The following is a 13,360-nucleotide window of genomic DNA, read 5'->3' as shown; positions in this document are numbered from 1 at the left end:
TTGGTTTCCTCCGCTGAACGTTTCGTTGGTTAGTTGAACTTCAATTCGTCGGCGCCAATCTCGGCGAGATACGGCGCAAGCAGGTCCGGAGTGACATCCTCGATGCGGGGCGGCGACCAGGTCGGATTGCGATCCTTGTCGATCACGGCGGCGCGCACGCCTTCGCGAAAGTCGTCGCTGCGGAAAACTTCCAGCGCAGCGCGATATTCGCGCACCAGGCATTCTTCCAGGCTCGACGCGGTGCGCCCGAGCCGCAGCAGCTTGAGCGTCACCACCATGCCGCGCGGCGATTTTTCGTTGAGCCTCTTCAATGTCGCCAGCGCGAACTCGGAACCGTCGCGCTTCAGCGCGGCAAAAATGTCTTCCATGCGGTCGAAGCCGAACAGTGCGTCGATCGCCGGCTCCTTTGCGGCGACCGGCCCCGCGGTCTCCCCCGTCGCAAAACCGTTGATGAGCTTGCTGACATCGGCCGCGGTGACGCCCTGGCGAACCTTGGTCAGCGCGTCGCGCAACTCGGGCCATTTGGCCGCCGGTACCTCCGCATCGGCAAACCTGGCGTGGATCGCATCGGGGCCGTTCATGGTCTGGCCGGTCAGGCCAAAATAAGTGCCGATCTCGCCCGGCGAGCGTGACAACACCCAGGTGCCGCCGACGTCGGGAAAGAAACCGAGCCCGACCTCGGGCATCGCAAGCCTGGTGCGGTCGGTGACGATGCGATGGCTCGCATGCGCCGAGAGTCCGACGCCGCCGCCCATCACAATGCCGTCCATGAAGGCGACATAGGGTTTCGGGAATTTCTTGATCCGGGCGTTGAGGATGTACTCTTCTCGCCACAGAATCTTGCCGAGATCGCCGTCGACCTTCGAGCTCTCCCAGAGCGCGCGAATGTCGCCGCCGGCACACAGGCCGCGCTCGCCGGCACCTTCCAGCACGATCACGGCAACGGCTGGATCGGCCTCAAAACGGTCGAGCGCCTTATCGATGTCGCGAAACATCTCCAGCGTCACGGCGTTGATCGCCTTCGGACGGTTGAGCCTGACAATGCCGGCCGAGCCCTCGACCCGTGCGACCAGATCGCCCTCCTCCACTCCACTCATCGTGCGCCCTCGATCAATTTGCGCGCCACGATCAGCCGCATGATTTCATTGGTGCCTTCGAGAATCTGGTGCACGCGCAAATCGCGCACGATCTTCTCGATGCCGTATTCGCTGAGATAGCCGTATCCGCCATGAAGCTGGAGCGCCTGGTTGGCGACCTCAAAGCCGACATCGGTGCCGAAGCGTTTGGCCATCGCGCAGAGCATGGTGGCGTCGGGGTCCTTGCGATCCAGCGCGGCGGCGGCACGCCACAGGAACGTGCGTGCGGCCTCGAGTTCGATCGCCATGTCGGCGAGCTTGAATTGCAGCGCCTGGAATTCGTCGAGACGCTTGCCGAACGCTTTGCGCTCTTTCATGTAGGCGCGCGCCTTGTCCAGCGCGGTCTGCGCGCCGCCGAGCGAGCAGGCCGTGATGTTCAGACGGCCGCCGTCGAGGCCGGCCATCGCGATCTTGAAGCCGACACCCTCCTCGCTCAAGCGATTGGCGACCGGCACGCGGGCGTTCTCGAAGATCACGGCGCGGGTCGGCTGCGCGTTCCAGCCCATCTTGCGCTCGTTGGCGCCGAACGAGACGCCCGGCGTCTTGCCGTCGATCACCAGCGTCGAGATGCCGCCGGGGCCATCGCCGCCGGTGCGCACCATCGCGACCAGCAGATCGGTGCCGCCAGCGCCGGAGATGAACTGTTTCTGGCCGTTGAGGACGTAATGATCGCCGTCGCGCACGGCGCGGGTGCGCAGCGCTGCCGCGTCCGAGCCGGCGCCAGGCTCGGTCAGGCAGTAGCTAGCAATCAGCTCCATGGTGCAGAGCTTGGGCAACCATGTGTGGCGCTGGGTGTCGCTGCCGTAGGCATCGATCATCCAGGACGCCATGTTGTGGATGGAGATGAAGGCCGAGGTGGTCGGACAGCCCGTCGCCAGCGCCTCGAAGATCAGCGCCGCGTCGAACCGCGACATGGCGGAGCCGCCGACATCGTCGCGGATATAGATGCCGCCCATGCCAAGCGCTGCTGCCTCGCGCATCACTTCGACGGGAAAATGCTTCTCCTCGTCCCAGCGCAGCGCGAACGGCGCGATCTTTTCCGCCGCAAACGCCAACGCCATGTCGCGAACCGCGATCTGATCCTCGTTCAGAGCGAACTGCATGATGGGCTGCTCACTGTTCTCGTCATTGCGAGGAGCGAAGCGACGAAGCAATCCAATGTGTCCGAGGAGAAAGTCTGGATTGCTTCGCTACGCTCGCAATGACGGGCTGGGCTACAGCCTTACTTCATCAGCGGGATCGAGAACTCCGCGCCTTCCTTGACACCGGACGGCCAGCGCGAGGTCACCGTCTTGGTCTTGGTGTAGAAGCGGACCGAATCCGGACCGTGCTGGTTGAGATCGCCGAAGCCGGACTTCTTCCAGCCGCCGAAGGTGTAATAGGCGATCGGCACCGGGATCGGCACGTTGATGCCGACCATGCCGACATTGACCTTGGCCGCGAAGTCGCGCGCGGCATCGCCGTCGCGGGTGAAGATCGCAACGCCGTTGCCGTAGTCATGCTCCGACGGCAGCGCCAGCGCTTCCTTGTAGTCATGCGCGCGCACGACCGAGAGCACGGGGCCAAAAATCTCTTCCTTGTAGATTCGCATGTCCTTGGTGACGTTGTCGAACAGCGAACCGCCGAGATAGAAGCCATTCTCGTAGCCCTGCATCTTGAAGCCCCGACCGTCGACGGCGAGCGTCGCGCCTTCCTTGATGCCGATGTCGATATAGCCCTTCACCTTCTCGACCGCCTCGCGCGTCACCAACGGACCGTAATCGGCCGACGGATCGATCGAGGTGCCGATCTTGAGCGACTCGACGCGCGGGACCAGCTTTTCCATCAAGCGGTCGGCAGTGGACTTGCCGACCGGGACCGCGACGGACACGGCCATACAGCGTTCGCCGGCCGAACCGTAACCGGCGCCGATCAGTGCGTCGACCGCCTGGTCCATGTCGGCGTCGGGCATGATGATGGCGTGGTTCTTGGCCCCGCCAAAACACTGGCAGCGCTTCCCGGTCTGGGCGGCGCGTTCGTAGATGTATTGCGCGATCGGCGTGGAGCCGACGAAGCCGACGGCCTTGATATCGGGATCGTCGAGGATGGCGTCGACCGCTTCCTTGTCGCCGTTGACGACATTGAGGATGCCGGCCGGCAGGCCCGCCTCGATCATCAGTTCCGCGAGCATCATCGGCACGCCGGGATCGCGCTCCGACGGCTTCAGGATGAAGGCGTTGCCGCAGGCAATCGCAGGCGCGAACTTCCACATCGGGATCATCGCCGGAAAATTGAATGGCGTGATGCCGGCGACGACACCGAGCGCCTGGCGCATCGAGTAGATGTCGATGCCGGGGCCGGCGCCTTCGGTGTATTCGCCCTTCATCAGATGCGGGATGCCGCAGGCGAATTCCGCCACTTCGAGGCCGCGCTGGATGTCGCCCTTGGCGTCAGGAACGGTCTTGCCATGCTCGCGGGCGAGCAGTTCGGCCAGTTTGTCGTAGTCGCGCTGCACCAGCTCAACGAACTTCATCATGACGCGGGCGCGGCGCTGCGGGTTGGTCGCAGCCCATTCCGGCTGAGCAGCGCGGGCGTTTTCCACGGCGGCGCGGACCTCGGCCTTGGACGCCAGCGCCACCTTGGCCTGGACGTCACCGGTCATCGGCTCGAAAACGTCGGCGGTGCGGCCCGAGGTGCCCTTGACCTCCTTGCCACCAATGAAATGTCCGACTGAACGCATGGAATCGTCTCCTTAAGGCGAGCTTGAACGCTTTGACAAATCCTATCGACCTGCATTTTATAGGATTCAAGTCTGAGATAATGCACCATAGATGTGCGAAAATGCTGGATCAAGGCGCTATCGACTGGGATGACTTCCGCTTCGTGCTGGCCATCGTGCGGGGCGGCTCGGTTTCGGCTGCGGCGAAGCAGCTCGGCGTGGACCATGCCACCGTGATCCGCCGCGTCGACCGGCTAGAAAAGCACCTCTCGGCCAAGCTGTTTGACCGGCGCAAGACCGGTTACCTGCTGACAGAGGCCGGCCAGCGCGTCGCCGACAGCGCGGAAGCGATGGAATCGACCATTGTCGCCAACCAGGAGCAGGTCGGTGGCTCCGTGGCGCGGCTGACCGGCACGGTGCGGATCGGCGCCCCCGACGGCTTCGGGACCGCCTTCCTGGCGCCGCGGCTCGCTCAGTTCGCCGACCGGTATCCCGATCTCGATTTGCAACTTGTGGCCACCGCGCGGCTGTTCAGCCTCTCCAAGCGCGAGGCCGATATCGCCATCAGCCTGACCATGCCGAAGGAAGGCCGCATCGTCGGCCGCAAGCTGCTCGACTACCGCCTCGGACTCTATGCCGCGCCCGCCTATCTCGACCGCTTCCCGAAAATCACCTCGCGCGAGGTCCTGCCGCAGCATCGCTTCGTCGGCTATATCGAGGAGCTGTTGTTCACGCCCGAGCTCGACTATCTGCCGCAGGTGTCGCCGAAGATCTCCGCACGCTTGCGTAGCGCCAATCTGATCGCGCAACTCAACGCCACGCTCGCCGGTTTCGGTATTGCGGTGCTGCCGCACTTCATGGCGGCCGACTATCCGAAGCTGATTGCGGTGCTGGCGGAAGAGGTCTCGATCACCCGCACCTTTTGGATGCTGATGCACGCCGACAGCAAGGACCTGGCGCGGATCCGCGCGGTGGCGGATTATATTTCCGAGATTGTGGAGCGCGAGCGGACGTTGTTTGCGGGGCGGACTTCGTAGGGTGGGTTACGCCTTCGGCTAGCCCACCCTACGCATTCAACGGCACCTCGGCCTAGCTCTGCTTCGGCTTCTTTGCAACCGCAGCCTTCGGCTCACGCCGCGCGCCGTCCAGCGCGCTGTCCCTGCCCGTCTTCAGCACCTCGTCCGACAGCTCACTCGACCCGGCGATGCGCGCGAGCAACATGGTGCCGGCCATCGTCGCCAGCGTCGCGATCGCCTGCTTGCGCGCAGCCTTGCGCGGCAGATTCGGGATGAAGTCCGTGATCATCTCGATCATCTCGTCGAGCTTGCCGGCAAAGGCCTTTCGCGTCTTCGGGCTCTCGCGGGCGATCTCCGCGCCGAGCGCGGGGATCGAGCAACCGTGACCGGGGTTGTCGCGATGCACCGTCGAGAGATAGGTCTCGACGATCTGAGTGAGCTGCTTCTCCGGCGCGACCTGATCGGACTGCTTGCGCCAGTGCTCCATCGAGCGATTCATGGCGTAGTCGAAGGCCTCGATCACCAGCGCCTCGCGGGAATCGAAATGGGCGTAGAAGCCGCCATGGGTCAGGCCCGCTTCCTTCATGAGGTCGGCGACACCGATGCCGTGGGCGCCCTTTTCGCGCAGCCGCACGGAGGCCTTCTTCACGATGCGGTCGTGGGTTTCCTGCTTGTGTTCCCGGGAATAGCGCATGCGGATCTCATTGGATGTCGGAGGTCATCTAATAACACGGATATCGGCAGGACGGCGCATTAATTCCCGGTAAAATTGTTGCCGATCATGGAAAAGGTCGCCGTTGCGTGCACAGCAAGCGCCCCCTTACCGTCGCGGACGGAGCCCTCGGTGTAGCTGGTCTGGCGTCCCAGCTTGATCACCTTGCCTTCGGCGGAGATCAGCCCGGACCGGACCGAGAGCGGACGCAGGAAGGTCATTTTCAGATCGAGGGTGACGGAGCCCTGCCCGGGCTCCAGCCGGGTCGAGATCGCACACCCCATGGCGGTGTCGATCAGCGCGGCGGCTGTGGCTCCGTGCAGGAGGCCGATGGTGTTCTCGAGATCCTCGCGCGGTTCGAGTTCCATGACGATCCGGCCCGGCTCGACCACGGCCATGACGAAGCCGATCAGCTTGGCAAAGGGTGGCGGCGGCAGCCTTCCGTCGCGGATGCCCAGCATCGCATCCATGCCTGACAGGCCCATCGCCACTTTCGCAACCGGCGCAGGCACCTGCCACTCCACCACCCGCTCGCGCCGCTGCGCGGGCGAAAACAGGTCGAGTTGATCGATGTTGGTCATTGCGGCCTCTTTGTATGATTTACATCATATTATGCCGCGGACTTCGCGCTGGCAACTCCCTCCCCGCCCGCTTGACAAGCAATGCGTTTCGGCCCGGAAGTGTGATCCGACCGGCGTATTCGCGCGTCCACGAACTCAGAGATCCCCTCATGGAAATGCTCAACCACCACTGCGGCGTGACGCGCGATGCGCGCGGCGTCGTTCATGTCGCGATCTGCAACGCCGGCTCGCTGAACATTTTGGGCTCGCCCATCACCGATGCGGTGCGCGAAGGCTTGCAGCAGCTCTCGTCCGACCGCAGCATCCGGGTCGTGGTGCTGCGCGGCCAGAGCGAGAAGAGCATGATCGGCGGCGCCGACATCAAGGAGATGGCCAGGCTCGACCAGAAGTCCGCCGAGGCTTTCATCAGCCGCCTGCGCGACCTCTGCGAGGCCGTGCGCGCCTTCCCGGCCCCGATGATCGCGCGCATGCCCGGCTGGTGCCTCGGCGGCGGGCTCGAAGTCGCGGCCGCCTGCGATTTCCGCATCGCCGCCCATGACGCGCATTTCGGTATGCCGGAGGTGCGGGTCGGCATTCCCTCGGTGATCCATGCCGCGCTGCTGCCGCGCCTGATCGGGTGGGCCCGCGCGCGCTGGCTGGTGATGACCGCTGAGAACATCGACGCGGCGACGGCTCTGGCGTGGGGACTGGTCGACAAGGTCGCGCCGGAGGGCGGGCTCGATGCCGAGGTCGAGCATCTCGTGAAGGCCCTCCTCGAATGCGGCCCCGAGGCGCTGCGCTCGCAGAAAGCGCTACTGCGGCAATGGGAGGAGCTGCCGCTGACGGAGTCGGTGAATTTGAGCGTCAAAGTCTTCGGCGAGTCGTTCCTGACGGACGAGCCGACGCGGCTGATGGGCGCGTTTGTGAATCGGAAGCGGTAGAGCCATCAGCAACGGTGTCATGCCCCGCGAAGGCGGGGCATCCAGTACTCCGAGCGCCATCGGTTCAATCACAACCGCCTCGGCGTACTGGATCGCCCGCCTGCGCGGGCGATGACAGCAGGTTATGGGACAACCTCTTCCGTTCGCACGACCAAATCTCATGCGAACCACAAGATTTTCTCATGCCGACGCAGTTGCATTTTTTGCGCCGCATCATATGATGATCATAATCTTACATATGTGACATTTTAGGGAGTCTCCTCCATGGCCGAAGCCGCCGATCCCGTCGTCATCGTCTCCGCCGTCCGTAGCCCGCTCGGCCGCTTCATGGGCGAGCTGTCGCCGCTCCCCGCGCACAAGCTCGGATCGCACGTGATCGGCGCGGCACTCGAGCGTGCCAAGCTTGCGCCGGAGAAGGTCGACGAGGTCTTCATGGGCTGCGTCCTTCCCGCGGGTCAGGGCCAGGCCCCGGCGCGCCAGGCCGCGCGTGCCGCCGGCTTGCCCGACGCCACCGGCGCGACCACCGTGAACAAGGTCTGCGGCTCCGGCATGAAGGCGACCATGCTGGCGCACGACATCATCCGCGCCGGCTCGGCCGAGATCGTCGTCTCCGGCGGCATGGAAAGCATGAGCAATGCGCCGTATCTGCTCGCCAAGGCGCGCGGCGGCTACCGCGCCGGCCACGACCGCATCATCGACCACATGATGATGGACGGCCTCGAAGACGCCTACGAGACCGGCCGCTCCATGGGCGATTTCGGCGAGGCTACCGCCGAAGCCTATCAGTTCACCCGCAAGGACCAGGACGCCTATGCGATGGAAACATTGGGCCGCGCGCGCAAGGCGGTCGAGGGCGGCGCGTTCAAGGCCGAGATTGCGCCGATCACGCTGAGCGAGAAGGCAGGTCCCCGCATCGTTGCCAATGACGAGCATCCGATCAAGGTCGATCCCGCAAAGATCCCCGGGCTGAAGCCGGCGTTCCGCGCCAACGGCACCATCACGCCGGCGGCCTCCTCCGCCAACGCCGACGGCGCCGCCGCGCTGGTGCTGACGAAGCGCTCGCTCGCCGATCGCAGCGGCCTGCCGGCTCTCGCAGAGATCAAGGGCCACGCCACCCACAGCCAGGAGCCGCAATGGTTCACCACGGCGCCGATCCCAGCGATCCGCAAGCTGCTCGACAAGATCGGTTGGAGCGCCGGCGATGTCGATCTGTTCGAGATCAACGAAGCCTTCGCCGTGGTGGCGATGGCGGCCCAGCGCGATCTCGGCATTCCCCGCGACAAGCTCAACATCAACGGCGGCGCCTGCGCGCTCGGCCATCCCATCGGCGCCACCGGCGCACGGCTGATCGTGACGCTGCTGCATGCGCTCGAGGCGCGAAACCTCAAGCGCGGCGTGGCGGCGCTCTGCATCGGCGGCGGCGAAGCCACCGCGATCGCGGTGGAGCGCCTGACGCACTGACGTAAAAGTCCGGAAATGAGGGAACTCCGTCATTTCAGACGGACGCGTCCCGTGCCATTCTGCAAACTCGCGCAGGTGTTTCAAATCCTGCCCATCAAGATTGAGGCCCAATGATCTCGAACTGGCTCGCGGCGACGCTCGGCCGCCGCAATATCCACTACGGCTGGGTGATGGTCGCCGTAACCTTCCTCACCGCGCTGATCAGCGCCGGAACGGTCGGCGCGCCCGGCGTGTTCATCGTTCCGCTTCAGAAGGAGTTCGGCTGGAGCACGGCGGAGATCTCCTCCGCGCTGTCGATCCGCTTCATCCTGTTCGGGCTGATGGCGCCGTTCGCGGCTGCCCTGCTCAACCGCTACGGCCTGCGCAACGTCACTCTGACCGCACAGCTCATCGTGGTCTCGGCGCTGGTGCTCTCGCTCGGCATGACAGAGGTCTGGCAGCTCGTCGCGCTGTGGGGCGTCGTGATCGGGATCGGCACCGGCATGACTGCGCTGGTGCTGGGCGCCACCATCGCGACGCGCTGGTTCGCGGCACGGCGCGGCCTCGTCGTCGGCATCATGACCGCGAGCGTCGCCACCGGTCAGCTCGTGTTCCTGCCGCTGCTGGCAAGCCTGACCGAACGTTTCGGCTGGCGGCTTGCGCTCGGCTTCGTCTGCATCGCGCTTGGTGTTTCTGCCCTGGCGGTCCTGCTCGCGATGCGCGACCGTCCGAGCGATCTGGGCCTGCGCCCGTTTGGCGACAAAGGCACCACACCCCTGCCCGCGCCGCCCGTCAGCCATGGCTCGATCACGGGCGTTGCACTCGGCACGCTGCGCGACGCCTCGAAGAGCAGCGCGTTCTGGGTCCTGTTTGCGACGTTCTTCGTCTGCGGTGCATCCACCAATGGCCTGGTGCAGGTGCATCTGATTCCGATGTGCCTCGATTTCGGCATCCCGCAGGTGCAGGCCGCGGGCTTGCTGGCCGCGATGGGCATCTTCGACTTCTTCGGCACCATCATGTCGGGCTGGCTGTCGGACCGCTACGACAACCGCTACCTCCTGTTCTGGTACTACGGCTTGCGCGGGCTCTCGCTGATCTTCCTCCCCTTCAGCGATTTCTCGTTCTATGGGCTCTCGATCTTCGCGATGTTCTATGGGCTCGACTGGATCGCAACCGTACCGCCCACGGTGCGCCTCACCGCGCAGAAATTTGGGCCCGAGCGCGCCAATCTGGTGTTCGGCTGGATCTTTGCCGGCCACCAGCTCGGTGCAGGCACCGCCGCCTTCGGGGCCGGTTTCTCGCGGACGGTCTATCAGAGCTACCTGCCCGCCTTCTTCATCGCCGGCGCGCTCTGCGTGTTCGCCTCGCTGATCGTGCTGACGCTCTCGCGACAACCGAAGCCAAAGCCGCAAGCCGCGATGGCTTAGTACCTGATCGTGGTGGTGACGCCGAAGACCGCGGCGTCACCAATCCGCGCAACACCGCTCGGGTCGTCCGGATTCGGGATGCCGCCCGAGGGACGGAACACATATTGGAAGTACGGCGCGATCAGCCAGCCCGGCTTGATGTGCGCCTCATAGATCATCTCGATCAGGGTCTCGTTGCTGCGCACTGGGCTCTGGATGCCCGTGAAGAATTGGGTATCGACGTCGAGGTTGCGCGCGGAGTTCGAGATGCGCATGTAGGCCGCCGCCACGCCGAAGCGATCGAGCGGACGACCGGATACGAAGCCGACAAAGCCGATGCCGCCGTCGAGATAGAGATCGATCAGGTTGCGGTCCGGCGGGCTGTAGGCGATGCGGCCGAACGCGGTGACACCCGGGATCGAGGCCGAAGTGGTGCTCTCCCTGACCTCCGGCGGCCGGTACAGCACCTGCTCGATCACCGCGAAGATACCGTAATTGCCGCGAAGCTTTGCCGGAATGCCGCTGCCGTCGGCATCGGCGATCGACCGCCCATCCGTGGCGAAGCGCTGACTGTCGAACGAGCCATAATGCTTCCAGGCGCCCGGCGTAAAATTGCCGGCGAGCGAACGGCCGCCGATATCGAGGTCGTAGTTGAAGCGGACCTGCCCGATCACCCAAGGCGGGTCGTTGACGCGGAAGGCAAGACCATGATGGTCGCGCAGCTGCGGATCCTGATTGCCCGGGCCTGACGGATCGCCATTGAACACGGCACCGAACGCGGTGATCTGATCGGTCAGCGCGGCCTTGATGCGAATGCCGGGGACTGCGATTGGCGGTGCCGGGCCGCCGGCCGGGAGATTCGAGGCCTTGATCGCGGGCCAGCCGAAGGTGCCGTTGATGAAGAGATCGTCGGTCTGGCTGTCGAAAAACTCGACATCGGCGGCCTGCTGGCCGGCCCTGATGTTCAAGCGGTCGTTGAAGAAGCTCTGCTCGAAATAGGCATTGTAGAGCCGCTGGTCCGGCAACGCCTCGATCTCGCTGATGGTCGCGAGATTCATGATGTAGTTGCGACTGAGGCCTCGCCCGTAGATCACGAACGCGTTGGCGTAGAAGCGGCCGCCGCTCCAGCCGACCAGCTTGTCGAGATCGGCATCGACCGAAAGATCGAGCCGGCCGAAATGGATAGCGCCGCGCCTAACGCCGCCGGACAAATTTCCAATGTTGTCGGCGATGTAGGCGGCGCCGAAATTCAGGCCCTTGTTGGCGAGGCCGTCATGCCACTCGTTGAACCATTTTGGAGCTAGCCACTCCGCCGCGTTCTCGTCCTTGGCGCCGGCCAGCGCGCTGGTGCTCGCGATCGTCCAGGCCAGCACAATCGCGGCCGCATTTCGCAGCGGAAATAGATGTGCGGTCCCGATCACGGCTGATACCGACTGGCGTGCTTTACTTGAAGATACCGGTACGCCGCATGAAGAGATAGGCCGCGCCGACCGACGAGGCCATCAGGAGAGCCGCCCAGAAAAATCCACTCTCGACCTCGGTCAGAGGCAGGCCCTTGGTGTTCATGCCGAAGATGCCGGTGATCAGCGTCGGCGGAAGCAGCAGCGAGGTCACGATCGAGAGCGTGTGGAGGTGGTTGTTGCTTTGCTCCTCGTTCTTGAAGCGCAGCTCCTCCTCGAGCAGGCGGCTGCGTTCGCGCAGCTCCACGATGTCGTGGTCGAGGCCGTCCAGCCGCTGCGCCAGCTTGCCGGCCTGGATACGCAGGTCCGGCGAAAGGTGGTCGGTGTTCTTCTGGTCGAGGCGATGGAACAGCGTACGCAGGCCGGTGAGCTGGCGATGCAGCCTGACGCAGGTCCGGCGCAGCCGGCCAAGATTGCGGCGCATCTCCGGCTTGGCGTCGTCGGCCAGAATCCGCTCCTCGATCTCGTCGATCTCCTGACCGAGCTTATCGGCCATCCTATCAAGCGTGTCGGCGACCTCATCGACGATCTTTTCGAGGAGATGGGCGACATTGTCGACGCGGTAGCCGCCTTCGAGCACCCGGCGTGTCGCATCCGCCGAGCACAGCGCCTGATGGCGGCCGCTGATCAGGAGCCGCTCGGTCATGGCGAAGCGCAGGAACGCGGTCTCCTCCGTCGCGCTGCCGATGTCGCGCACGAGGTCGGAGAACACGCCGTAGACGCAGTGGTCGATGACGTGAAGCTGCTGGAAGGTGTCGTTCGAGAGCAACAGCTCGCGCGCCAACGGCGGCAGTTGCGACGCGGCGATCCACGGCCGTGCGCGCGTGTCCGTGAGGTTGAAATGCAGCCAGAGCCGGCCGTCGTGGCTGAACTCGATCGGCTGGTCGACCGGTAGCGCCTCGGCACTGCCGTCGCCGTGGAGGCGGAACGCCCACACCAGGCCGGGAATGCCAGGCACGGCATCCGATATCGCGCTGACAAGCTTCGCCGGCTCAGCCATGACCAACCCCAACCGTCAACGAATGCCCCGCTCCGGAAGATTGCTGACGGCACCGTCCGGATCCATGCGGGTACTCAATTACGGCATTGTTACAGTTTGATGATAGCGCCCTACTCGGCCGCCAGCACGGTCGGAGCCGCCGCCTCTGCTTCCCTGATGTAGTCGTGCACGACGCGGCCGAACGGCAGCGTCAGGTCGGCGATGTAATGATGCGCGCCGAGGCAGCGGCGGACCGGGAAATCGGCGACGGGCGCATTGACATGCGGCACCAGATGCAGCCGGCCGGGCCCCATCCAGGAGCCCTTCGGCACGATGTCGATGAGGTTGATCGCGACCAGTTGGCAGATATCGAGGCGGCCATCGACGCCGGGAATCATCTTCAGATTGATCTGCGTCTTCGACAGGGTCGCACGGGTGAGGTCGCCATTGCCGGCCATGCTCTCGTGCTTGTAGCCCATCGTGCCCATGGCGACGAGCTGGCCGGCATATTCCAGCCTGCCCGTCAGCGTATCCTTGACGATCTCGAGTTTGGGATGGGCGTATTTCTTGGGAAAGCCCCAGATCTCGCGGCCGGCGGCGATCGGCGGATCGTCGTCCAGATACATCTGCGAAACGAAGTTGACCTCCTCGCCGTGCAAGCGCGCGGGGATGACGAGACCGGATTCGGTGTAGCTGCCGAAGCCGGAGGAATCCGGCATCTTGATCCATTCGTAATGCACGATCGGCTGGTCGATCGGCTCCAGCGGCTCAGGCAGGCCGGCGCGGATGAGGTCCGGATCGGTCTCGTAGGTGATGACGAGGAATTCGCGGTTGACGAAGCGATAGGGCCCTGCCGGATAGCTCGGCCCAGCCGCCGGCATGGATGGAAGCCTCAGTAACTCTTCCCTACGCATCGCCGGTCTCCTCTCGTGGTGCTCATGTGATGCCCGCCCGACAGCGTCAGGCGGCGATGCAGATTGCTAGCCGCCGTCATTGACTGCGATGTGAAGGA

General features: G+C 64.5%; 12 protein-coding genes. 4 read left to right on the top strand and 8 right to left on the bottom strand.

Features of this window, described 5'->3' with window-relative positions:
• Positions 1-29: 29 nt before the first annotated feature.
• The 3 genes from AC0L3K_RS26000 to AC0L3K_RS25990 form a co-directional block, all read right to left on the bottom strand.
• Positions 30-1,097, bottom strand: coding sequence for an enoyl-CoA hydratase/isomerase family protein (locus tag AC0L3K_RS26000; RefSeq protein ID WP_473367140.1), 1,068 nt, complete (start codon positions 1,095-1,097; stop codon positions 30-32).
• Entirely contained in the window at positions 1,094-2,239 is a 1,146-nt protein-coding gene (locus tag AC0L3K_RS25995; protein WP_007592260.1) for an isobutyryl-CoA dehydrogenase, read from the bottom strand. The genes AC0L3K_RS26000 and AC0L3K_RS25995 overlap by 4 nt, the downstream gene beginning before the upstream one ends.
• Positions 2,240-2,358: 119 nt before the next feature.
• Positions 2,359-3,855, bottom strand: a complete 1,497-nt coding sequence (locus AC0L3K_RS25990; protein WP_007592262.1) for a CoA-acylating methylmalonate-semialdehyde dehydrogenase — start codon at positions 3,853-3,855, stop codon at positions 2,359-2,361.
• A gap of 101 nt (positions 3,856-3,956) precedes the next feature.
• Here AC0L3K_RS25990 and AC0L3K_RS25985 point away from each other — a divergent pair, with 101 nt between their 5' ends.
• Positions 3,957-4,871, top strand: a complete 915-nt coding sequence (locus AC0L3K_RS25985) for a LysR family transcriptional regulator (RefSeq protein ID WP_007592263.1) — start codon at positions 3,957-3,959, stop codon at positions 4,869-4,871.
• Positions 4,872-4,923: 52 nt separating this feature from the next.
• Here the strand turns inward: AC0L3K_RS25985 and AC0L3K_RS25980 are convergent, their stop codons facing one another.
• Together AC0L3K_RS25980 and AC0L3K_RS25975 are read right to left on the bottom strand one after the other, a co-directional pair.
• Positions 4,924-5,544: a TetR/AcrR family transcriptional regulator gene (locus tag AC0L3K_RS25980; protein ID WP_007592265.1), complete on the bottom strand. Its 621-nt coding sequence runs from the start codon at positions 5,542-5,544 to the stop codon at positions 4,924-4,926.
• Positions 5,545-5,603: 59 nt separating this feature from the next.
• Positions 5,604-6,143: a PaaI family thioesterase gene (locus AC0L3K_RS25975; protein ID WP_007592266.1), complete on the bottom strand. Its 540-nt coding sequence runs from the start codon at positions 6,141-6,143 to the stop codon at positions 5,604-5,606.
• Positions 6,144-6,292: 149 nt separating this feature from the next.
• Here AC0L3K_RS25975 and AC0L3K_RS25970 point away from each other — a divergent pair, with 149 nt between their 5' ends.
• The 3 genes from AC0L3K_RS25970 (at position 6,293) to AC0L3K_RS25960 (ending at position 9,930) form a co-directional block, all read left to right on the top strand.
• The gene (locus AC0L3K_RS25970) at positions 6,293-7,063 is read left to right on the top strand and encodes an enoyl-CoA hydratase (protein WP_007592268.1); all 771 of its coding nucleotides are present in this window, start codon (positions 6,293-6,295) and stop codon (positions 7,061-7,063) included.
• A 264-nt stretch (positions 7,064-7,327) separates the two neighbouring features.
• Positions 7,328-8,524 carry an acetyl-CoA C-acyltransferase gene (locus AC0L3K_RS25965; protein WP_007592270.1) on the top strand — a complete coding sequence of 399 codons (1,197 nt, stop codon included), beginning with the start codon at positions 7,328-7,330 and terminating at the stop codon, positions 8,522-8,524.
• A 110-nt stretch (positions 8,525-8,634) separates the two neighbouring features.
• The gene (locus tag AC0L3K_RS25960) at positions 8,635-9,930 is read left to right on the top strand and encodes an MFS transporter (RefSeq protein ID WP_473367139.1); all 1,296 of its coding nucleotides are present in this window, start codon (positions 8,635-8,637) and stop codon (positions 9,928-9,930) included.
• Here AC0L3K_RS25960 and AC0L3K_RS25955 read toward each other — a convergent pair.
• The 3 genes from AC0L3K_RS25955 to AC0L3K_RS25945 all read right to left on the bottom strand — a co-directional run bounded on the left by AC0L3K_RS25955 (position 9,927) and on the right by AC0L3K_RS25945 (position 13,262).
• Positions 9,927-11,330 (bottom strand): carbohydrate porin, encoded by a 1,404-nt coding sequence (locus AC0L3K_RS25955; protein ID WP_007592273.1) that lies wholly within the window; start codon positions 11,328-11,330, stop codon positions 9,927-9,929. The genes AC0L3K_RS25960 and AC0L3K_RS25955 overlap by 4 nt on opposite strands.
• 22 nt (positions 11,331-11,352) lie before the next feature.
• The gene (locus AC0L3K_RS25950; RefSeq protein WP_473367138.1) at positions 11,353-12,369 is read right to left on the bottom strand and encodes a transporter; all 1,017 of its coding nucleotides are present in this window, start codon (positions 12,367-12,369) and stop codon (positions 11,353-11,355) included.
• A gap of 110 nt (positions 12,370-12,479) precedes the next feature.
• Positions 12,480-13,262, bottom strand: a complete 783-nt coding sequence (locus AC0L3K_RS25945) for an acetoacetate decarboxylase (protein WP_007592277.1) — start codon at positions 13,260-13,262, stop codon at positions 12,480-12,482.
• Between the last annotated feature and the right edge of the window lie 98 nt (positions 13,263-13,360).

It is taken from the genome of Bradyrhizobium sp. MI1.10 (genome assembly GCF_055811035.1).
Note: the sequence above shows the minus strand (reverse complement) of the source record. Positions and strands in the feature narration are given on the sequence as shown.

What these genes read in the sequence shown, in the direction of transcription:
- AC0L3K_RS26000 (WP_473367140.1), bottom strand. Translation starts at nt 1,097, where the DNA reads ATGAGTGGAGTGGAGGAGGGCGATCTGGTCGCACGGGTCGAGGGCTCG.
- AC0L3K_RS25995 (WP_007592260.1), bottom strand. Translation starts at nt 2,239, where the DNA reads ATGCAGTTCGCTCTGAACGAGGATCAGATCGCGGTTCGCGACATGGCG.
- AC0L3K_RS25990 (WP_007592262.1), bottom strand. Translation starts at nt 3,855, where the DNA reads ATGCGTTCAGTCGGACATTTCATTGGTGGCAAGGAGGTCAAGGGCACC.
- AC0L3K_RS25985 (WP_007592263.1), top strand. Translation starts at nt 3,957, where the DNA reads ATGCTGGATCAAGGCGCTATCGACTGGGATGACTTCCGCTTCGTGCTG.
- AC0L3K_RS25980 (WP_007592265.1), bottom strand. Translation starts at nt 5,544, where the DNA reads ATGCGCTATTCCCGGGAACACAAGCAGGAAACCCACGACCGCATCGTG.
- AC0L3K_RS25975 (WP_007592266.1), bottom strand. Translation starts at nt 6,143, where the DNA reads ATGACCAACATCGATCAACTCGACCTGTTTTCGCCCGCGCAGCGGCGC.
- AC0L3K_RS25970 (WP_007592268.1), top strand. Translation starts at nt 6,293, where the DNA reads ATGGAAATGCTCAACCACCACTGCGGCGTGACGCGCGATGCGCGCGGC.
- AC0L3K_RS25965 (WP_007592270.1), top strand. Translation starts at nt 7,328, where the DNA reads ATGGCCGAAGCCGCCGATCCCGTCGTCATCGTCTCCGCCGTCCGTAGC.
- AC0L3K_RS25960 (WP_473367139.1), top strand. Translation starts at nt 8,635, where the DNA reads ATGATCTCGAACTGGCTCGCGGCGACGCTCGGCCGCCGCAATATCCAC.
- AC0L3K_RS25950 (WP_473367138.1), bottom strand. Translation starts at nt 12,369, where the DNA reads ATGGCTGAGCCGGCGAAGCTTGTCAGCGCGATATCGGATGCCGTGCCT.
- AC0L3K_RS25945 (WP_007592277.1), bottom strand. Translation starts at nt 13,262, where the DNA reads ATGCGTAGGGAAGAGTTACTGAGGCTTCCATCCATGCCGGCGGCTGGG.